Here is a 21,366-nt window from a genome sequence, read left to right as displayed (position 1 = left end):
CACCACTCACCCTTGGCGCTACGCTGGGCCGATGCCGAGTTATAGCTTCCGGTGCCGCAGCTGTGGCGACACTTTCGAGGTAAACCGTCCGATGGCGGAGGCGTCGAATCCGGCGGCCTGCCCGAACGGTCACGATGACACGGTCAAGCTGCTGACCACATTTGGCACGGTCAGCAGGGGTGGCGGCGGTGCCGCGTCACCTGCACCCGCGCCGCGGCCCGCCGGTGGTGGATGCTGCGGTGGCGGCTGCTGTTCCTGAATCCGGCGTGGTCGATATCACGCTCGGTTGGGTCAGTGCCGCTTGTCGACGTGGCCGAGGTCACGGTCGGGCGCGACGCGATCGCGCACACGCTGTTTGAGTACCGCAATATCCGGGAACCCGCCGTCCGCCTTGCGCTCCCAGATCTGGTCGCCGTCGATGGTGATGCGGAATACACCGCCCGACCCGGGGATCAGTGCCACCTCACCGAGTTCGGTGGCGAAGGTGCTCAACAATTCCTGTGCCATCCAGCTCGCGCGCAGCAACCAGCGACATTGCGTGCAGTATTCGATCGCGACACGTGGCATGGTTGGCACGCTACCCGTCATGGTTCGAGGACGCCGTCGAGGTAGACCCAGACGCCCTCCACACGTGTGAATGTGCTGACCTCGTGCAGGGATCCGCGTCGATCGGCCTTGTAGTGGGCGATGAATTCCACGATGCCGGTGTCGTCGAATGGTCCGCCGCGCTCGGTACGCACGATCTCCAGGAACAGCCAGCGCTGGTCCGGATCCAGGTCGAGCGTCTTCGGTCGGGTGCGCGGATGCCAGGACCGCAGCAGATATTCGGTATCGCCGACCGCGAATGCGGTGTAGCGCGAGCGCATCAGCGCCTCGGCAGTCGCCGCGGACCGCTCCCCTGCTAGCACCGGTCCACAACAGGCGCCGAACGGCTCCCCACGCTTACACGGGCATGGCTGCGACTGGTCCATGACTCCGAATCTTGCTCGTCGCGCGGATCACTGCGTGCACCGGGGCCGGGCCTTATCAAGATCAGGTGGCACTGGTGGAGGGGCTACTCGCTTGGCGCCTGCACAGATTCCACCTGATCTCGATCCACATGCCTTGCGCCGCCGCGCGACTCATGCGCGGCCATACCGAAGCGCCGACATATCGTCTAGCAACGATCGTCGAGCGGATTGACGCCATCGATGGTCGGGGCGGTCACCCTCGCGCAGCGTGTGGTCATCGGGTGGCGGCTTTGGCTAGTGCGGTGGCGATCGCGACGGTCTGTTCGCGCCAGCGGCGTAATTCGGTGACGCTCGGGGCGAGTTCGTAATCGTGGTGGTGGGCGGCGCGGGATAGGGCGGCCCATACCGTTGCGACCTGCGCGGCGGTGGCGTCGCCCGCGAATACGCGCAGGGCGAGCAGTTGTGCGCGCATCGGGCAGCGCGCCAATTCCGGTGCCACCTTCAACCACAGCTCGTCGACGGACTGTTCGAGCGCGAGCCGCAGAATCCACACCGTCGCCCGCGACCACAGCCCGTCGGCATCGGTCACCGACCCGTCGAGCAGCCGATCCACCGCATCGAACCGCTCGGCCACTGTCGGCCGCGGCGGATGTGGTTTCCGCGCCGCCCCTTGCTTGCGCGCCGCCCCTTGCTTGCGCGCGCCACCTCGCCGCCGCGCCCCGTCCACCTTCGGCCGCCGAGGCCGACCGTCGCCCGCAGCGCCCACGTCATCATGCGCCACGCTCAACGCCACCCCTTAGCTATCGATGCGCAGCCCTCGTTCATCGTCGTAGCCAGCCGACGAACTTTTCGGTGTCCGCGATCAGGTCGCGCATGCTGCGGCCGATGGGTACGTGGGCTCCTGCGGTGGCGTCCCGTAAGGCGTCGACGACCCATTTGCCTTCCCGGGCAAGGTGTTTGTTGAGGTCGTCTACTCGGCCGTCGATACCCATTACCGCGAGCGCGACCATTGCGCGGGTGGTTTGCGCGCCTTCGATGTGGCGTTCGACGTCACGATGGTCCATGCCGTCGGCAAGCAGATTGCGTCGAGCTCGGGCCAGACTGGCCGCTTCGACGGCCGAGCGGCAGCAGGTGGCCACCAGTTCGTCGGCGATCGCCGGAGGAAGTTGGGGGGTGCGGACGAGGGAGCGGGCGTCGTCGAGGTAGCGGCGGATGGGGTCGCTGGAGACCCGTACTTCCACCACCGAGCGCTCGCGGCGCTGCACTTCCAGCACGCTGGCATCCAGTTGCATGCGCCGCACCGCCTCGGCCAGCCGCTCGTCATGGGTGAAGACGATCACCTGGCGCGTCCACGCCATGACCTCTAACACCCTGGCCAGTCCATCCACCTTCGCCGGATCCATGGCCTGCACCGGGTCATCGATCATGACGAAGCGAAAAGGACTGTCCTCCACCGTCGCTCGCGGCAGAAACAGCGAAAGTCCGAGGGCGTGCAGCTCACCCTGACTCATCACGCCGAGCGCGGCGCCATCCACCTCGTCGACGGTGACATCGAGCAGCACCCGACGCGCGGTTCCGGCATTGCCCTGCAATCGAATCGCACCGAGTTCGACATTGCTCTGCTGACGCAGCGTGCGCCACACCCAGCGCGCCGTGGTCTCCAGCGGCGCCATCCGCTCCCCGCGCAATCCGGCCGTCGCGGATTTGAGCCAATCCTCGGCGCGCTTGAGCGTGCGCAGTTCGCTGCCGTTCGCGACGACAGCGCGTGCCCCCGCCAGCCAGCCACTGATGCGTGGCACCAGCGGCGACCACACCTCGTCGAGGCGGTTCAGTTCCTTGCGGGTGCCCTGCTGCAGCAGTTCGAGTTCGTCGACCAGACGCGTATGCGCACCACGCAGGCGATCGGGCAGGTCAGGCGAGTAATCGGCGCCGGTCAGCGCCGCCCAGTCCGTCCAGGCCCGACGCACCGCGGTGGTGTCGACGGTGGGCGGATTGCGTGGATCGAAATCCAGTTCCGGCGGGATATGTTCCGGTAGCGCGCGGGCGTCACGGACGGCCTGCCGCAGCGCGGCGCGCGCGGTCGCGAGCGCGTCGACCCGGGAGGTCAGCTCGGCGATCGAGGCTTGCGCACCGCGCAGCCACGTCGCATCCAATTCCCCGCGTCCACAGACCGGGCATGGGCATTGTCCGCTGGCACCGACATGATCGCGTGCCCGCCGCAGCAACTCCAATACCCGCAGATCGGCCTCGGCATCAGCGGTCGAATCGCGAGCGAGCACCGCGCGGCATCCTTCGAGGCGCGCGGCTATGGCCTCGACCTCGGCACCCGACGGCAAAACAAGTCGCACGATTGCCCGCAACCCATCCGGCCCGACCGGATTCTCTGCCGTACCGAGTATTTCGCGACCAATGGCCGTGAGATCGGGACGGTCCGGGCGCAGTAGTGCCGCCATCCGCACCGCACGGTCATCGGCCACCGCACCGAGCGCGGTCACCAGTTCGATGCGTTCCTGACGCGAATCCCGTACGGCGCGTTCGAGTTCCAGTCGGCGAGTGCGAATCCGCTCCTGCGCCACGGTCAATTCGTCGAGGCCGAGCAGCCGATGCAGCGCGTCGAACAGATCGCTCGGTTTGCCGTCGACGAGTGCGCCGAGTTCGCTGTAGGACAGGAATGGGCGATACAACTCCAGCAGACCAGCCCAGCGGTGGCCGTCGAAATCCGTTGGCGCGGTGCGGGATCGCTGCTCGGTCCAATGCGCCTGGCCGAGATCGGCCTGTGGTGACCACTCTTTGGCGATGGTGAGTTCGGGATCGGCACCGGCGGTGAGCAATTCGAGTTCGATGCGCGCCGACCCACCATCGTGCAGATTCCGCCAACCCTCGCGCCACGCCGCGGACCGGCCGTCCCAGCGGCGATTACTACCGGTGAGCACCAGTTCAGCGGCCTCGGCGAAGCTCGACTTTCCACTTCCGTTGCGGCCCACCACCAATGTGAGACCGGGACCGGGCGGCAGCTCCAGTGTTGCCTCGGGTCCGATGCCGCGGAAGCCGCGCACCCGGATCGCACGCAGGAATATGCCGGAACCGTCGAATTCGGTTGTCAGATCATCGGACTCGCCGCCACCGAGGGCGCGGAGCACGGTATGCGCGACATCGGGGGTGACCGCGGGATCCGCGGCGAGCCGCCTGGATACCACTTCGGTCAGGCGCGGCACCGTCGCAGTATCAGTTCCGGGATCTGTACGCATGCGTAACCCCCTACACCACCGAACCGCGGCATGTCCTCCAACCCCGCACGGGTATCACTGTTGAAAGCTGAGCGAAACGCTACCCGATGGCGTGGAATTCGCCCACAGCGGCACCGTTTCGCCTGGTGGGAAGCGGAAATGCGAATCTGCCCGCGGGGATGGTATGGCCATCGAACAGGCTGGGCCCCGCTCGATGTCCACCCCTCGCCAACCCCGGCGGGCAGCTCGATGGTGTGTCACCCGATTCGGGTGGCTCGGTCGGAGCCGAACAGGACAGAATGCCAGAATCAGACAACCAGCGCAAGGCGCATTTGCTGCCGAATCTGCCGTCCGCGCAGCGTATTCCAGGAAAAACACCCGCTCACCACCCAACTTGTCGGTGGGGTGCGGTAGAAATTCGACAACCTAGTAACGGGGGAAGACATGACATACAGTCGATCCGGGGCCGCCGGATGAACCAGGCGGGAGCCAACACATGACCGCGCTGTGGACCGAGGAACAGGTCAGCGCGCTCGCACCGGATGCGAGCTCGCTATCGGCCGCGCGCAAGCTCGCCGGGCGGTGGCACGGCACCGGGCAGTCGGACACCGCATTGTGGGGCCTGTGCCAGGGCAGCGGCTCCAAGCCGTATCAGACGATCGTGGATCTGGCGGGTCCGGCATACAAGTGCTCGTGTCCCAGCCGCAAGTTCCCGTGCAAGCACGCTTTGTCGCTCTTACTCGGCTGGTCGGGCGGTGCGGTCGCCGAAGCCGCTATCGCGGACTTCGCGGCGGAGTGGATCAACGCACGCGCGGTCCGCGCGGCCGAGCCCGCCGCCGACCCGCAGGCCCGCACTGCCAATCCGGCGACCGCCGAACAGCGGCGGCTGCGGGTGACGGAGGGTCTGGAGGAACTCGATATCTGGCTCGGCGATCAGGTGCGGACCGGATTGGCCCAGACAGATCGCTCGTTTCGGGCATTCGAGGCGATCGCGGCCCGAATGGTCGACGCGCAGGCCCCCGGCGTCGCCGCCGTGCTGCGCCAGTTGCCGACCACCCTGGTGACCAGGGCGGATTGGCCAGATGTCGTACTCGCCGAATACGCGAGACTGCATCTGCTGATCGCCGCGCACCGCCGCCTCGACGAATTGTCACCGGAGCTGCGGGCGAGCGTCCGTACCCATATCGGCTATCCGACGTCAGCCGAATCCGTGCGCGCCGAATCGGCAGTTCGGGACCAGTGGCAGGTACTCGGGATCCGGACCAGCGAGGAGGAGCGGCTCTATACGCGCCGAACCTGGTTGTACGGCAGGCAGACTCGACGCTGGGCATTGCTGCTCGAGCATTCCTTCGGTTCGCCGAGCTTCTCGGCGGAGGTACCACTTCCTGGCATGATGGCCGAAGCGGATCTGCACTACTACCCGGGTGGCGCGCCGCTGCGGGCGCTCTGGGGCGAACGGCACCGCGCGGCCGAACCATTCACCACGCTGCCGGTCACCGACGGAACGATCGCCGCCGCATTAGCCGAACATGCCAAGGCGCTCGCGGGCGATCCGTGGCTGCGATTGCGACCGCTGCTGCTCACCGATGTCGTGCCGGTGTGGACCGAAAATGGCTGGTATATCACCGAATCCGACGGCACTGCACTACCTGTTGCGGCCACCGAGCAGCCGTGGCGACTGCTCGGCGTGTCCGGAGGGCATCCAGTGACGCTGGCGGCCGAATGGGGAGCGGCCGGATTGGTGCCGATCTCGGTATTCACCGCGGGTGAGGTCGTCGACGTCGGTAGCGCCGAGTTCGGCCCGCGTGGGGCGTCGAATGCGCCGGTGTCTGCGGAGCTGACCTCGGTGGCGCTGCTCGGCACTGCGCGTAGGGCAGCGGATCCCGCGCGGCTCGAGGCTCCGGTGGCGGCCGTCGCGACCCGGTTGCGCACCGATCCCGCACTGCTGCTGCTCGAATCTGCCGCGCTGCGTGGCGCTTTCGCGCGCGGCGGCGTATCCGTCAGCACGGCGGCCGAACCCGAACCCGCCGTGGATGACGCGCGGCGACTCCTGCCCCGCGCCGCGGCATCCCGTCTCGCCCGCCTGTTGCGGGACCGGTCCCCCTTTCTGCCCGAATGGTTCGCGGGCGCAGCACCCTTCGACTATCGCGCCCCGGATGCACTGTGTGCGCTACTGCTCGAACAGGCGAAGGCGAATACCGACCTGCGCGAGCCGCTATTGCGCCTGGCCGGAACCCGCGGCCGCTGGCTGGCCGACCAACATCCGGACTGGCGCGACCTGGTGCCGCGAGGACATTCCGATGCGCCGACGGAGCAGAGCTGGCTGTTCGGCCAACCGTCCGAGCGCCGCGAATGGCTCATCGAACTGCGCGGCCGAGATGCCAAGGCCGCACGTGAAGCACTGACCGCGGCTTGGCCGAAGGAATCCGGTCCGCTGAAAGCGGAGCTATTGGCCGTACTCGCCGACGGGATTTCGGCCGACGACGAACCACTGCTCGAGACGGCATTGGACGATCGGCGATCGGATGTGCGGCGAGTCGCGGCCGGATTGCTGCCGCTGCTGCCGAATTCGGCATTCACCCAGCGCGTGACTCGGCGCTCGAGCGCATGGGTCACGGTCGAACATCTGCTGCTGCATCCGAATCTGGTTGTCCGCATACCGGAGGAACTCGACGATGCCGACCGCAGGGACGGCATCAACGACCGCACCGTTGAGTTCACCTATCGCTGGGACGGAGCACCGGATCTGCGTGCCGGTAGGCTGCGGCAACTCGTCGCGGCGACACCACTGACGCACTGGGAGTCGGAACTAGGCGCACCGGATAAGGCCACTCGGGCCAAGATCAGTGACCGGTTCCGGCAGCCGCTGTTCGACGGCTGGGTGGATGCCACACTGGCACAACATGATCCGGCCTGGGCGCGGGCGCTGTTCGATGCAGGCGTGCCGACCGACCTGGCAATGCTGCGGCGTCGCGAATTGTTCGCACTGCTGCCGCTGCCGGATCGCACCACACATTTGCTCCAATTGGACGGCGCTTGGCTCTCGGAGCTCGAGGCATTGTTGCCCGCCATGGGCCATCCGTGGCCGGAACCTCTTGCCCAACACTTGATTCTGTTGTTGTTCGAACGCGCACGTGCCGCGGCCAAACGCCCAGAAGCGCATGGCACTGGCCCGAACGCACATCGGTCGCTGCTGTCCGCGGCGGCCGTGCATCTGCCCGTCACCGCGGCGCGGACGACCACCGCGGTGGCGCGCCGCTGCACCGATCCCAATTGGGAGCGAGCATTCGATCAGCTCGCCCATGACCTCAACCACCGCTCGATGATGCTCGAGGAGTTGCAGTGACCACTACCGATTCGATGCCGGAGCTGTTGCGTCCACATGCCGAACAGGCCTATGCCGAGGAGTTGCGGGCACTGACCGCGATCGATGATCGGCCGCGACCGCCGTCTTGGCAACTGTCGCCGTGGGCGGTGGTCACTTATCTACTCGGTGGCACGCTCGACGACGGCACCGTGATCAGCCCCAAGTACGTCGGGCCGCGCCGGCTTATGGAGGTGGCGGTCGCGACGCTGGCGACCGATCGGGCGCTGCTGCTGCTCGGCGTGCCGGGCACCGCGAAAACCTGGGTATCGGAACATCTTTCGGCCGCGATCAGCGGTGCTTCGACACTGCTCGTCCAGGGCACGTCCGGCACTGCCGAAGAGGCGATCCGCTATGGCTGGAACTATGCGCGACTGCTCGCGGAGGGGCCGAGCGAGGGTGCGCTGGTGCCGTCGCCGGTAATGACGGCGATGCGCCGCGGTGCGATCGCGCGGATCGAGGAACTCACCCGTATCCCGTCCGATGTGCAGGATGCGCTGATCACCGTGCTGTCCGAGAAGACGCTGCCGGTGCCGGAACTCGGGATGGAGGTACAGGCGGCCAAGGGCTTCAATGTCATTGCCACCGCCAATGACCGCGACCGTGGCGTCAACGACCTGTCCTCCGCTTTGCGGCGCCGCTTCAATACCGTTGTGCTGCCGCTGCCCGCCAGTGAAGACGAGGAGGTCGCCATTGTGGCCCGCCGCGTCGAACAGCTCGGCTCCGCGCTCGAACTCCCAACTGTTCCGGCTGCGGCCGAGGAGGTGCGGCGGGTTGTTCGCATCTTCCGCGAGCTGCGCTCCGGTATGACCGCCGACGGCCGCACCAAGCTCAAGACGCCCTCCGGCACCCTGTCCACCGCCGAGGCGATCTCGGTGATCACCAATGGGATTGCCCTGTCGGCGCACTTCGGTGACGGCACCTTGCGTGCGTCCGATATAGCGGGCGCGGTCCTCGGCTCTGTCGTCAAGGATCCGGTGGCCGACGCAGTCATCTGGACCGAATATCTGGAAGCCGTTGTGCGTGAACGCCCCGAGTGGTCCGACTTCTACCGCGCCTGCCGCGAGGTCACGGGATGAGGGCTAGGCGCCGCCTGATCCGACCACAGCGCATGTTCAACCGGGGGTGACACGGTGAGCAAGACAAACACGACCGACGACCATATGGACGTCCAGCAGAGCGTCGCCTCGAGTGGTCCGGTGACCCACGTATTCGGTATCCGTCATCACGGCCCGGGTTCGGCCAGATCCCTGCGCGCCGCGCTGGAACAGTTTCGTCCCGACGCGATACTGATCGAGGGCCCGGCCGATGCCGACCCCTTGGTCGGATACGTCGCAGCCGAGGGCATGTCGCCGCCCGTCGCGCTACTGGCCTATGTGCCGGACCAGCCCGCCAAGGCCGCTTTCTGGCCGTTCGCAGTGTTCTCCCCCGAATGGCAGGCGCTGCAATATGCGGTGGAACACGCAGTGCCGGTGCGGTTCTGCGACCTGCCCGCGAGCACCGTCCTGGCCACCGAGGACGAACCGGGTGACCGCATCGACCCACTCGCCGAATTGGCCGCTGCCGCCGGCTACGACGATGCCGAACGCTGGTGGGACGCGGTAGTCGAATCCGTGGCCGACGCCGACGCTTTCGAAGCGATCACCGAGGCAATGGGCGCACTGCGGGACGCTGCCGGACAAGGCATGTTCGCGATCGGACCTGCCACGGCCCCAACGGACGACGCTTCAGGTCACCAGCCGGACGAAGTGCGCGGCATCCGCGCGGGTGATCGCTCAGCCACGGGTAGCGCTGACGACGAGACGCTCATGTCCAACGGCGAACCCCGGCCCACCGCACATGATGGGTCGCCCAACTCACCGACCGGCGACACTGTCGACGAAGCGATCGGTCCCGAAGACGTTGAGCGCGAACCCATCGGCATCGACGCGCACACCTTGCGGCGTGAAGCGTATATGCGGCAGACGATACGGAAGGTGTTGAAAGAGGGGGCGCGGCGGGTTGCGGTGGTGTGTGGGGCGTGGCATGCGCCGGCGTTGGCGGGGAAGTTGGGGCCGGCGACGGCGGATACCAAGCTGCTCAAAGGGCTGCCGAAGGTGAAGGCGACGGTGACGTGGGTGCCCTGGACGCATTCGCGGCTGGCGACGACCTCCGGATACGGCGCCGGAATCGCCTCGCCGGGCTGGTATCACCACCTGTTCACCGAGACCGAGCAGCCGATCGCGCGCTGGCTGACCAAGGTGGCTGGAGTGCTGCGCGCCCACGATCTACCGGTCTCGAGCGCGCACATCATCGAAGCCGTCCGGCTCGCCGACACGCTCGCGGTGCTGCGGGCACGGCCACTGGCCGGACTGTCGGAGGTCACCGAGGCAGTGCGGTCGGTGATGTGCGCCGGTGATGAGTCGATGCTGCGGCTCGTCGCTTCCGAACTGGTGGTCGGTGAGGCGCTCGGCGCTGTTCCCGATGGCACGCCGACAGTCCCGCTGGATGCCGATCTGCGTGCCCGGATCCGCACACTGCGGCTCAAGCAGGAAGCCTTGTCCCGCAGCCTCGATCTCGACCTGCGCAAGGAGCGCGAAGTCGAGCGTTCGCGACTGCTGCACCGGCTGCGCGTGCTCGGAATCGACTGGGGCACACCGACAACCGGCGAAGTGCGCAGCACCGGCACCTTCCGCGAATCCTGGACGCTGCGGTGGCGACCCGAATTCGCCGTCTCGATTATCGAGGCCTCCCGCTGGGGCACCACCATCCGCACCGCGGCGCAGGCCAAGATCCTCGATACCGCTGGCCGCGAGGGCAGTACCGTCGGCGATCTCACCGACGCGCTCGAGATCGCGCTGCTCGCCGACCTCGGCGATGCCACCGACGGTCTGATCACCCGCCTGGAATCGGCGGCGGCACTCGACCACGACGTAACCCACCTGCTCGCCGCCCTTCCCGGCCTGACCCGCACACTGCGCTACGGCGACGTCCGCGGCACCGATACCGAGGCACTCGCCCACGTCGCGGACGGTCTGCTCGTGCGAATCTGCGCGGGCCTGCCCGGCGCGGTGACCGGCCTCGATACCGACGCCGCCGAACATCTGCGCACTCAACTCGATGCCGCGCACACCGCCATCCACACCCGCGACAACGACTGGGCAACCGGCGAATGGCTCGCCGCCCTGCACCGCGTGGCCGACCGTGACGATGTGCACGGCGCCCTCGTCGGCCGCGCCGTCCGATTGCTCGCCGATGCCGGACGCATCGACGAAACCGAGTCCGCGCGTAGGCTTTCGGCCGCACTGTCGATCGGCAATACGGCCGCCGGCAAGGCGGCCTGGATCGACGGGTTCCTCGGCGGTCGCGGGCTACTGCTGGTCCACGACCGAGAGTTGTTGCGGCTCATCGACGATTGGCTGCGCGGTCTCGGCGACGATATGTTCGTCGAGATCCTGCCGTTACTGCGCCGCACGTTCGGCGCGTTCGAATCCGGGGAGCGCCGCGCCATCGGCCAGGCGGTGCGCGACACCGGCTCCGGCGCATCGCGTACCGGCGAGGACACGACGTTCGATGTCGAACGCGGGATCGTCGCTATGCGCACAGTCGCGGACATCCTGGGAGTACCGGTATGAGTCCGACATGCTCCTTCGGCACCGCGCTCGGGCCTCTCGATCAATCCCGAACCACGATGTGGCGGCATCCTGCCGTCACCTACCTCCTCGGAGTGACCGGATGAACGCGATCGATGAAACGCAGTCCAGGCGTTGGCGTCTGGTGCTCGGCACCGCCGCCGAACAACCCCTGGGCGGCTTGGGTGCCGCGGACGACGAGGCGATGGATCGAGCCCTCGGAGCGCTCTACAACACCGATGATCAGACCTCCGGTAAACGCTCCGCCGGACTGGGCGGCTCCGCACCGAAGGTGGCCCGCTGGCTCGGCGATATCCGCACCTACTTCCCGTCCACCGTTGTCGAGGTCATGCAGCGCGATGCCGTGGATCGCCTCAATCTGACCCAGCTCCTGCTGGAACCGGAACTCCTCGAAGCGGTGGAACCCGACGTGCACCTGGTCGGAACCCTGCTGAGCCTTAATCGGGTGATGCCCGAAACCACCAAGGCGACAGCGCGAATGGTGGTCGAGAAGGTGGTCCGCGAAATCGAACAGCGCGTTGCCGCGCACACCGTCGCCGCGGTCTCCGGCGCACTGAATCGCGCCGCCCGCGTCACCCGACCTCGGCTGCGCGATATCGACTGGGACCGCACCATCCGCAAGAACCTGGCCAACTACCTCCCCGAACATCGGACCGTGGTGCCCGAACGCCTGGTCGGCTACGGCCGCAAGGCGCAGGCGGTGCGCCGGGACGTAGTCCTCGCGATCGATCAATCCGGCTCGATGGCCTCGAGTGTGGTCTACGCCTCCGTCTTCGGCGCGGTCCTGGCCTCCATGCGCTCGCTGAAAACATCTCTGGTCGTTTTCGATACCGAGGTCGTCGACCTGACCGAACAACTCACCGATCCGGTCGAGGTGCTCTTCGGCACCCAACTCGGCGGCGGCACCGATATCAATCGCGCCCTCGCCTACTCCCAGTCGCTCATTACCCGCCCGGCCGACACTCTGTTCGTCCTCATCTCCGATCTCTACGAGGGCGGTATCCGTGAAGAGATGCTGCGCCGCGTCAACTCCATGCGGGAATCCGGAGTGCAGGTGGTAGTGCTGCTCGCCCTCTCCGACGACGGCGCTCCTGCCTTCGACCACGACAATGCCGCCGCTCTGGCCGCCCTCGGCGTACCGGCCTTCGCCTGCACCCCCGACAAGTTCCCCGACCTGCTCGCGCTGGCCCTGGACCGCGGCGATGTCCAAGCCTGGGCCAACCGAAATGCCGGAACCAGCTGATTCAGCGCGTCGGCACCGGCTGCGGACCCACCGGCCCCATGGCGCCCCACGCCGTAGCCGAGGCGGGCACCACCAGCGGATGCAGCAGCGCCGCCAACCCGAGCAGCACCACCGCGACGATCGCGTCGAGCCAGTAGTGATTGCCGGTCCCGACCACGACGACGGTGGTGAGCACCGGATGCGCCAATGCCAGCCACCGCCAGGAACTACCGGTCGCCGCGACCATGGCGAAGGCCAGCAGCAGGGCCCACCCCACATGCAGCGAGGGCATGGCCGCGAACTGGTTCGAGAGTCCGCCGGAATCCGGTGAGCCATAGACGGATTGGCCGTGGACTGCGGCGAGGTCGACGAAACCGTAGTCGGGCAGCATGCGCGGCGGTGCGAGCGGTATCAGTACATGCACCATGAGCGCGGCCCCGGTCAATGCCACCATCAGGTTGCGGGTCCAGCGGTAGTGCTCCGGCCGGAAGGCCCACAGCCACAACAGCACCGCGACCGCCACCGTGAAATGTGCGGTGGCGTAATAGAAATTGGCCGGTACCGCGAGAGAACCCCGGTGCAGGAATACCGCCTGCACTGTGGTCTCCTCCGGCAGCCCGAGCTTATCCTCGAGCCCGAGCATGGCCCTGGCATTGCCGAGCGCGTGCACGGTGTCGTCGGCGGTGAACATCCGCCCCACCCGATAGGCCAGATAAAGCACGGTGATCAATGCGAGCTGTCGAACCGCCTCGCCGCCGCGGCCGTGCACCGCCGCCCCCATCTTCTCGGCGATGCCGCCGAACGCGGGCGAAAAATCCACGTTCGGACCACCGAGACCCACTGCCACCATTGCCAGCGGCCTCCTTCCCCATCCAACCCCACATGTTAAACGGAGTAACTACCTCCGCTTACCGTAGCATTACTCGTTAGCCAGACTCAGCACACTGTGACCGGACAGACACATCTCCGATAGGCTGCTCGGCGATCTCGACGCGTTGGAGGGGCCCGCTCGCTGCGCCGTGGTGATGTATTCGCGGAGAACGTAATCGAACGGGAACTGAGCCGCGGTGGCATGGGCGCGGTGTACGCGGCACACCATCCCGCGCCAGCCCTACGCACCGCAGAGCATCCTGTCGCAGGAACTCATGAGCCATCGCGGCAACACCCACGCCCCGATCTCCGCCCTACGGCGAGCGGCCGAGCGGCGAGAACCGGGCCCGCTCGGCACCCGGACCGCACCCATCAATGACTCCAAGGGCTGCGCGGCCGTCGTCCGCGCGGCACCCTGCGGTCTCGACCGCCGGAGGACCATCCGACAGATCTTCGAATTCGGCTGTGACACAGCGGCACTCACCCAGGGCAATCCGAGCGGCCGACTGCCTGCGGGGCACCATTGCCGGGTCGGATGAGCGAATACGACAAGCCGACGCATTTCGAGGTCCTAGCCGCGATAATCGCGGGTCTGTCCCGAGGCGCTGACCTCGGTTCCGCACTCGACCTGCCCGCACCGAATTCACCCGGCACAACAACCACGCGGAGACCTCGACCGCCCTCGCCACCGCCATCGAACTGGCCGCGCACGAGGGCGGACGGATGCCCGCACCCGAGGTTCCCTGGCTAGGACCTACAGATCCGCGATAGCCGCCAGCGGTGGCGTACGGGCGGCGCGAATACCTGGCCACAGCGCGGCCAGCACACCGACCACGGCCGAGCTGATGAGCACCAGCACCAGTTGGTTCCACGGGATAGCGATCTCATCGATGCCCAGGTCACGCAGGGTTCGCAGGAAGCCGACACCGAGGCCGAGACCGAGCAGCATCCCGACGATCGCACCGAATACCGCTATCAGCATGGATTCCAGATAGATGGTTCGGCGCACCTGCGCCCGTTGCATGCCGACCGCGCGCAACATGCCGATCTCTCGACGGCGTTCCACCACCGACAGCGCCAGAGTATTGACGATGCCGAGAATCGCGATCACCACCGCGAGCGCGAGCAGCCCGTACAGGATGGCGAGCAGCGTATTGATCTGCTTGCCCTGCGCACCCTTGAACTCCTCGCGGTCCTGCACCTGGACCACGACGAACTGCTCGGTCGCATTCTCCAGATCGGTACGCATCCGGGTGAGGTCGGCACCGGGCTCGGCCTTGACGAACATGAACAGGTTGGTCCGGAAGTTGACCGGCATCACCTCGTCGTACATGACCGGCGACACCACCAAGGGGCCGAGCAACGGCGTCTTCTTGTAGATGCCGACCACCTTGACCGGAATCTTCTTGAACCCGAGGCTCGTCACGGTGACCTGATCGCCGACCTTCCAGCCGCGCTTGTCGGCCTCGTTCTCCGACACCATGACATCGCGGTCACCCAGCGTGTTGGTGCCCTCGATCATGTCGTAGTTGAGGACGCTGTCGGGCGAGCCGTCGAATTCGGTGCCGGTCAGCTGCTCATCGCCCACCTTGAACGTGACACCGCGCAAGCCGACCACATCCGCCACCCCGGGCACCGATTTGCGCACCGCGTCACCCGCGCCGAGCGGCACACCGATCAGCTGCGGTCCGGCCAGCACGTAGTCGGCCTTCACACCCTTGTCGACGAGCACGGTCACGCTGGCCTTCGCAGATGCGCCGAGCATGCCGATCGCGGTCACCAGCATCAGACCGAGGGTGAGCGCGAAAGCCGTTGCGGCAGTGCGCCGTGGGTTGCGCGCGGCATTATTGCGCGACATCCGACCAATAGGACCGAACGGCCGCAGCAGCACCCCGAGACCGCCCACCACCGGCCGCGACAATGCGGGTGCGGCCAGCAGTACCGCGAAGATCAGGCCGAGCGCGCCGATCCCGACCGTCAATGCGGCATGGCCGCCGGTCTTCTGCGCACCGAGCACCACGAGCACCACACCCGCGACGGCCAGCGCAATACCGATTCCGGTCCGCAGCCGCAGCGATTCACCGGTCGAGGCGAACTCCTCGCGCATGGCCTCCACCGGCGGAATCTTGGCGGCGCGACGCGCGGGCGCATAGGCGCTGACCACCGTCACCAGCAGCCCGACGAGCAGTCCTACGATCGCCGTGCGCGGCAGCACCGTCAGCGATCCGGTCGGCAGGCCGAGATCGAATGCGTTGAGCAGTGCCGAAAGCCCGAAGGCCAGACCGATGCCGCACGCCAAACCGATTGTGCTGCCGATCAATCCGATGACCAGTGCCTCCGTGACCACGGATCGGCCCACCTGTTGCCGACTCGCGCCGACCGCGCGCAGTAGCGCCAGCTCACGCAGCCGCTGGGCCACGATCATCGAGAAGGTGTTGTAGATGATGAAGGTGCCGACGATCAGTGCGATCGCCCCGAAGGCGAGCAGGAAGTAATTGATGAAGTTGAGCGCGTTGGAGACTTCCTTCTTCAGATCGGCGCGCACCTGATCGCCGTTCTGCACCTTGTAATCCACCAGTACGTTCGCGATGCTGTCGCGCAGTTCGTCGCCGGGCGTACCGGCGGCGGCCGCGATATCGACATAGGCGACATGCGAACCGTCGGTGAACAGCTGGCGGGCCTGCGTGTCGTCGAACAGCACGCCGATGAATCCGCCGGTGTCCGAAGGGACTTCGTAGACTCCGGTGAGGGTGACGTCGATCGGGTTACCGTGTGAGGGAACCAGCACTTTGGTCTTGTCACCGACATGCAGACCCGCGCGTTCGGCACCGCCGGTATTGAGCGCGATTTCGCCCTCGTGCGCGGGCGGAACGCCGTGAACGAACTTATCCGGTTCGGCGACCGCCTTATCCGGCGGAATATAGGACTGACCGAAAGTCGGTGCGCCACCGGTCTGTACGGCCTTTTTGCCATCCGGATACAGCAGCACCAACGGTCCGTTGACGCTCGGCGCGACCGCCCGCACCCCGTCCATCTTCGAGATCTGATCGACCATGCTGAGCGGGATGCCCTGTGCCTGTTGCTTTTGCGGACTCACTCGAACATCGACGCCCTTGGCCTGATTGGCGAAGATTCCGTCGAAGGTGCGCTGCAACGTGTCGGTGAAGACGAATGAGCCAGCGATGAATGCGGTTCCGAGCACCACCGATAGCAGGGTCAATGCCAGGCGCACCTTGTGCGCGGCGAGATTGCGCAAGACCACCTTGCGCATCGGTTTGCCGCTCACGACTGCGCCTCGCTGACGCTCGGCTCCGTCGTGCGCGAAGGCGCGCTGTGTCTTTGGTTCACTCGCTGACGCTCGCTCACTACACCTGCTCCAGCGACTTCATCTTGTCGAGCACCGATTCGGCGGTCGGATCACGCAACTCGTCGACAATGCGACCGTCGGCGAGGAACACCACCCGGTCGGCATATCCCGCCGCATGCGGCTCATGGGTGACGATGACGACGGTCTGCCCGAATTCGTCCACCGCCGCGCGCAGGATCGAGAGCACCTCCTCCGAGGCGCGCGAGTCGAGATTGCCGGTCGGCTCGTCACCGAAGATGATCTCCGGCTTCCCTGCCAGCGCCCGCGCACAGGCCACGCGCTGCTGCTGCCCGCCGGACAGTTCGCTGGGCCGGTGTGTGAGTCGATCGGTGAGCCCGAGCCGCTTGATGACCGTATCCAGCCAGTCCTGGTCAGGCTTGCGGCCCGCGATATCCAGCGGCAAGGTGATGTTCTCTTGCGCGGTCAGCGTCGGCACCAGGTTGAACGCCTGGAAGACGAAGCCGATGCGATCGCGGCGCAGCCTGGTCATCTGCTTATCGGAAAGCTCGGCGAGATCGGTATCACCGATCCGCACGGTTCCGGTGCTGGCACTGTCCAGGCCGGCCAGGCAGTGCATCAGGGTCGATTTGCCCGATCCGGAGGGCCCCATGATCGCGGTGAACTCCCCCTTCACGAACTCTGCCGATACCCCATCCAGTGCCCTGACCTGCGTATCTCCGTGTCCATAGACCTTCACCAGGTCGATGGCGCGGGCCGCCACAGTAGTGGCGGCTGCCGAATTCTCGAGGTCGGCACCTAGGGCGTGCGAAGTCATGGGATCCAGTCTGTCCGGTATCGCGCGCCCGCGCCATCAGGGACGTCCCCCAACTCTCGAGGTCTCAATGAACCCTTAGAACTACTCCGACCGGCCCAGACCGAAGACCGTGGGATCCTGCGCGAGGTCGCGGAAGTAGCGCGCGCCGTCCGGCACCAAGCGCCGTTCGGTGAGATCGAGTAGACCGCCCACGCCGACGATCTCGGCGGAGATCGTGCCGTCCGCCTTGCGGATCTCCTGGATGGTCCGGTGGGTCTTGCCATCCCAGGCGAAATCGCAAGTGACAGTGACTTCGTCGCCCACGAACAGTTCCTGTTTGAATTGGAGCGTCACCTGCAGCGAGATCGGCCCGACTCCGGCCTCCAGCAGCTTCTCCTGGGATAAGCCGCCCTCCCGCAGGCAGGCCCACCGCGCTCGTTCCGCGTATTGCAGATAAACGGCCTGGTTCATATGCCCGTTGCCATCGATATCCTCGGGCGACACCGTGAGCGAGAGCGCGAATCCCATGGGCTCACGGTAGCGGCGGGGTACGACAAGAATCCGCCGCTACCGCATCGAGCCTCATGCCTTGACGAAATCGAGGATGTCGGCATTGAGTTGCGCGGCGTGCGAGATCATGATGCCGTGGCCGGTAGCCGGGTATTCCTTGTAGGTGTTGCCGGGAATCAGGTCCTTGATCACCCGACCGCAGAGGTCGATGGGGGCCGAAGCGTCGGCGTCACCGTGGATGACCAGCGTGGGCACGGTGAGTGCGCGCAACTCGTCGCGGAAGTCGGCGTTGTAGATCGTATTCATGATCTCGTCCGCCGCCAGAAGTGAACAGTCCATGCACTTCTGGACCATCCAGGCGATCCGCGCCGAGGACACCTGGTTGCCCAAATGTGTCGCGAAGAATGCCTGCGCGTTCTGCTCCATCCACAGCGGCCGGTCCGCGGCGCGCGCCGCACCAACCGCATCGAAAACCGCCTTCGGCACGCCGTTCGGATTGTCCTCGGCCTGCGCGAAATACGGCATTGTCACCGAGACCAGCGCGACCCGGCTGATCCGATCGCTGCCGTACCGGGTCAGGTATCGGACGATCTCACCGCCCGCCATCGAATGTGCGACCACGGTGACCTCGCGCAAATCGAGATGTTCCAGGAATGCCGCCAGATCCGCGGCCAGCGTGTCGTAGTCGTAGCCGTGCCCGACCCAGTCCGACTTGCCGTGTCCACGCCGGTCGTAGGACAGGCACCGCAGCCCCTGCTTGGACAGCGGCAGCATCTGCAACTCCCACGAGGTGCTGCTCAACCAGCCACCGGCCAGGAAAAGCACCGGCTGCCCGGACCCCCAGTCCTGGTAGTGCAGTGCGGTGCCGTCGTGCGATTCGAAGTAGGGCATCGGTTTCTCCAATCATGAGGTGCCCCACCATCATTGCGAGCCCGGATAATGAAGTCGATTACCTCACAGGTAAGCGCCCTACTTCAGGATCAGCAGCGCCGACTTCTCGATGCGGTCGGCGATTTCGGAGTAGGAGGCGTAGCCCATACCCGCGCGGACGAGCGCGCCCGCGTAGAGGAGTTCCAGGGATTCGACTACGTCCTGGTCGGCGTCGGGACCGAGAGCGCGCACCAGTCGTTTGCGGATCTCCATCCCGATCCGCGCGCGGAGATGGGCCACATCGGGATCGCGGCCGAGTAGGGCACTGGTCACCGCGCCCGAGAGTTCCTGCTCATCGGCGACGAGCATGGCGATATTGCGCAGCTCGGCGACGACCCGGACCGTGGGGTCCGGATCCTCGCTGACGGGAGCCGAACTGGCGAACAGGCGACGCCAGAAGATCTCGGCGACGAGGTGTTCTTTGGAGGAGAAGTAGGTATACGCCGTGGCGGTGCCGACACCGGCCGCTGCGGCGACCATGCGGATGGTCATCCCCGCGAAGCCTTCGCGCGCAAGCACTTCCACTGCGGCCCTGGTCAGCTTGTCGACGGTGTCGGCCTGCTTCTCGGTGAGGCGACGCCGGGTCGCCTCCAGGATGATGGACTCACCTTCGGACATGTGTCTAGATCCTACTTTGCGGCGGCACGACCGGCGCGTCGGCCATAGAAGCTGCCGTCACCGAGGGACGCACCGCTGACATAGCCGCCGGCACAGAGTCCGGAGGTGCAGCGGCCCGCGGCGAACAGACCGGGAATCGGTTCCCCGGAGACGTGCAGCACCCGCGAATCCAGATCGGTGCGCAGCCCGCCGAGGGTGAAACCCGCCGTGAATCCCCGCATATCGAACGCCGCGACCGGGGTGCCGATCGGCTTGACCCACTGGGGCTTCTTCCCGAGCAACGGATCCTTGCCGTCGGCGGCGTGCAAGTTGTAGCAATCGACGGTGCCCTGCAACGCGCGCTCCGGCAGACCCATATCGGACTCCAGCTCCGCGACCGTCTCGGCCGCCCAGGTCGGCGGCTGCCGAAAGAACGGCGTGGATGTCACCGTGGCCAGCGCCGCCTCGAGCGACTGCTCATCGATGACCAGAAATGCCTGATTCTCCTGCTGGATCAGCGTCGCCTGCCCGATCCGCCCCGGATAGGTGTCCTCCGGGATATAGCGCTGACCGCGCCCGTTGACCAGGATGCCGCGCGCCAACAGCTGCGGATCACCGAAGAACGCCACCTCGGTGGCATCCATATGGGCCAACTCCGCACCCAGCGCCTGCGCGACCAGGATGCCGATGCCGTCGTGCTCCTCGATGGCGGCGGCGGGCCGCCCGATCAGCCGCGGCGCATAGCCTTCGATCATCTGCTGGTGGTAGGCGAAACTGCCGGTGGCGAGCACGACCCCGCGTTCGGCGCGGACCGCGACCTCCTTGCCGAAGCGCGTCGCGATGACGCCGACCACCCGATCGCTCTCGTCGATCACCAGCCGCCGGATCCTGATGTCGTATTCGACACCGACACCGAGACTTTCGGCGGTGTCGGCGAGCGGCTTCATCAGCATGTAGCCGCCGCTCTTGGCACCGATCTTCTTATCCGCCATCTGCGGAACATGGCCGCGCGGAGCGGGTTTCGCGATCGCATTGAACGGCGCGGCATTCTCGCCGCCGGAGTACATCAGACCTTCGTCGTGCGGCGGCTCCCAGCCGGGCTCACCCCAGAACTCCTCCTTGAACGGGACACCGCAGGAGATCAGCCAGTTGTAGTGCTCGACGCTGTTGTGGCAGTAGTCCGCGATCTTCGCCCGATCCTGTCCCGGCCCCAGCGCGGCCTGCAGGAATGTCTCCATATTCTCCGGTGTGTCCTCGAACCCGAGCGCCTGCTGCAAGGGCGTGCCACCACCGAGGTAGATGAATCCGCCCGCCATGGCCGCCGCGCCGCCCCAGCCGCCGGTGCGTTCCAGGATCAGCACGTCGGCACCCGCACGGGCGGCCTCGATAGCGGCGCAGACACCGGCGATGCCGTATCCGGCGACGACGACATCCGCCTCGAAATCCCACGCGGCGATCGCGTCGGCACGCAGCGGCCGGATCTTTGCGGCATCAGACATGTTTCGCGTTCCTCACTTGCTCACGTCTTCGGACAGCACAGGCGAATCGGACTCCCCTGCCTGTTCGGACTTCTTACGCGCCGCCTTTTTCTGTTGGGCGACAATCGTTCCCACCAACAGGTCGAGTTTGGTGCCACTTGGCCAGCCGACGTAATAGCAGAGGAACAGCGCGATCTCGTGCAGCTGCGCCTCGGTCAGCTCCTCGTTGCGTAGGGCCGCGCCGATCTGGATACCCGCCGTATCCATCGCCCCCTGGGCGGTGAGCGCGCCGAGCAGGATCAGTCGCCGGTCCCGGATGGTGAGTCCGGGACGCGACCAGATTTCGGCGAAGAGATGATCGGCCGTCATGGCGAAATGGTCGCTGGGGTAGTTCTGGAATTCGGTGCCGTAGACCTCGGCCATCTTGGCCAGCCCGCGCTGACGCACGGAATCCGCTGATCCGTT

The 21,366-nt window shown here is 66.4% G+C and carries 18 protein-coding genes; 6 read left to right on the top strand and 12 right to left on the bottom strand.

Going from position 1 to position 21,366, the window contains the following annotated elements; genetic code table 11:
* The first annotated feature begins 31 nt into the window (after window positions 1-31).
* Window positions 32-259, top strand: coding sequence for a zinc ribbon domain-containing protein (locus ACIBJI_RS04540; RefSeq protein WP_364344063.1), 228 nt, complete (start codon window positions 32-34; stop codon window positions 257-259).
* A gap of 32 nt (window positions 260-291) precedes the next feature.
* Here ACIBJI_RS04540 and ACIBJI_RS04535 read toward each other — a convergent pair whose 3' ends face one another.
* The 4 genes from ACIBJI_RS04535 to ACIBJI_RS04520 form a co-directional block, all read right to left on the bottom strand.
* Window positions 292-567: a SelT/SelW/SelH family protein gene (locus ACIBJI_RS04535; protein WP_364344066.1), complete on the bottom strand. Its 276-nt coding sequence runs from the start codon at window positions 565-567 to the stop codon at window positions 292-294.
* A gap of 17 nt (window positions 568-584) precedes the next feature.
* Window positions 585-971: a YchJ family protein gene (locus tag ACIBJI_RS04530; RefSeq protein WP_364344069.1), complete on the bottom strand. Its 387-nt coding sequence runs from the start codon at window positions 969-971 to the stop codon at window positions 585-587.
* Window positions 972-1,224: 253 nt separating this feature from the next.
* Entirely contained in the window at window positions 1,225-1,731 is a 507-nt protein-coding gene (locus ACIBJI_RS04525) for a hypothetical protein (RefSeq protein ID WP_364344587.1), read from the bottom strand.
* Window positions 1,732-1,771: 40 nt separating this feature from the next.
* Window positions 1,772-4,198 carry an AAA family ATPase gene (locus ACIBJI_RS04520; RefSeq protein WP_364344072.1) on the bottom strand — a complete coding sequence of 809 codons (2,427 nt, stop codon included), beginning with the start codon at window positions 4,196-4,198 and terminating at the stop codon, window positions 1,772-1,774.
* A 475-nt stretch (window positions 4,199-4,673) separates the two neighbouring features.
* Between ACIBJI_RS04520 and ACIBJI_RS04515 the strand changes: the two genes are divergently transcribed.
* The 4 genes from ACIBJI_RS04515 (at window position 4,674) to ACIBJI_RS04500 (ending at window position 12,416) form a co-directional block, all read left to right on the top strand.
* The gene (locus ACIBJI_RS04515) at window positions 4,674-7,523 is read left to right on the top strand and encodes a DUF5691 domain-containing protein (protein WP_364344075.1); all 2,850 of its coding nucleotides are present in this window, start codon (window positions 4,674-4,676) and stop codon (window positions 7,521-7,523) included.
* A gap of 14 nt (window positions 7,524-7,537) precedes the next feature.
* Window positions 7,538-8,620 (top strand): AAA family ATPase, encoded by a 1,083-nt coding sequence (locus ACIBJI_RS04510; RefSeq protein WP_364344590.1) that lies wholly within the window; start codon window positions 7,538-7,540, stop codon window positions 8,618-8,620.
* Between the two features lie 84 nt (window positions 8,621-8,704).
* Entirely contained in the window at window positions 8,705-11,155 is a 2,451-nt protein-coding gene (locus ACIBJI_RS04505) for a DUF5682 family protein (RefSeq protein WP_396957347.1), read from the top strand.
* 100 nt (window positions 11,156-11,255) lie between these two features.
* The gene (locus ACIBJI_RS04500; protein ID WP_364344078.1) at window positions 11,256-12,416 is read left to right on the top strand and encodes a VWA domain-containing protein; all 1,161 of its coding nucleotides are present in this window, start codon (window positions 11,256-11,258) and stop codon (window positions 12,414-12,416) included.
* Window position 12,417: 1 nt separating this feature from the next.
* Here ACIBJI_RS04500 and ACIBJI_RS04495 read toward each other — a convergent pair whose 3' ends face one another.
* A complete protein-coding gene (locus ACIBJI_RS04495) occupies window positions 12,418-13,245 on the bottom strand; it encodes a phosphatase PAP2 family protein (RefSeq protein ID WP_364344081.1) in 828 nt (275 codons plus the stop codon).
* 217 nt (window positions 13,246-13,462) lie between these two features.
* On the opposite strand from ACIBJI_RS04495, the gene ACIBJI_RS04490 reads away from it, so the two are divergent.
* On the top strand, window positions 13,463-13,804 hold the full coding sequence (locus ACIBJI_RS04490; RefSeq protein WP_396957127.1) for an ADP-ribosylglycohydrolase family protein: 342 nt from the start codon (window positions 13,463-13,465) through the stop codon (window positions 13,802-13,804).
* A 215-nt stretch (window positions 13,805-14,019) separates the two neighbouring features.
* Here ACIBJI_RS04490 and ACIBJI_RS04485 read toward each other — a convergent pair whose 3' ends face one another.
* From ACIBJI_RS04485 to ACIBJI_RS04455, 7 genes are all read right to left on the bottom strand, one after another.
* Entirely contained in the window at window positions 14,020-16,536 is a 2,517-nt protein-coding gene (locus ACIBJI_RS04485) for an FtsX-like permease family protein (RefSeq protein ID WP_364344596.1), read from the bottom strand.
* Between the two features lie 94 nt (window positions 16,537-16,630).
* Complete coding sequence (locus ACIBJI_RS04480) at window positions 16,631-17,407, bottom strand: ABC transporter ATP-binding protein (RefSeq protein ID WP_364344090.1); 777 nt, start codon at window positions 17,405-17,407, stop codon at window positions 16,631-16,633.
* An 81-nt stretch (window positions 17,408-17,488) separates the two neighbouring features.
* Window positions 17,489-17,914, bottom strand: a complete 426-nt coding sequence (locus tag ACIBJI_RS04475) for an acyl-CoA thioesterase (protein ID WP_364344093.1) — start codon at window positions 17,912-17,914, stop codon at window positions 17,489-17,491.
* Between the two features lie 54 nt (window positions 17,915-17,968).
* Window positions 17,969-18,787 (bottom strand): alpha/beta hydrolase, encoded by an 819-nt coding sequence (locus ACIBJI_RS04470; protein ID WP_364344096.1) that lies wholly within the window; start codon window positions 18,785-18,787, stop codon window positions 17,969-17,971.
* A 78-nt stretch (window positions 18,788-18,865) separates the two neighbouring features.
* On the bottom strand, window positions 18,866-19,444 hold the full coding sequence (locus ACIBJI_RS04465; protein ID WP_364344099.1) for a TetR family transcriptional regulator: 579 nt from the start codon (window positions 19,442-19,444) through the stop codon (window positions 18,866-18,868).
* An 11-nt stretch (window positions 19,445-19,455) separates the two neighbouring features.
* A complete protein-coding gene (locus ACIBJI_RS04460) occupies window positions 19,456-20,922 on the bottom strand; it encodes an FAD-dependent oxidoreductase (protein WP_396957133.1) in 1,467 nt (488 codons plus the stop codon).
* Between the two features lie 12 nt (window positions 20,923-20,934).
* Window positions 20,935-21,324 carry a carboxymuconolactone decarboxylase family protein gene (locus ACIBJI_RS04455; protein WP_364344599.1) on the bottom strand — a complete coding sequence of 130 codons (390 nt, stop codon included), beginning with the start codon at window positions 21,322-21,324 and terminating at the stop codon, window positions 20,935-20,937.
* Window positions 21,325-21,366 lie beyond the last annotated feature (42 nt).

The organism is Nocardia sp. NPDC050408 (assembly GCF_044458905.1).
In the GTDB taxonomy this organism is placed as follows: Bacteria; Actinomycetota; Actinomycetes; order Mycobacteriales; family Mycobacteriaceae; genus Nocardia.
This window is presented reverse-complemented; position numbering and strand designations above follow the sequence as displayed.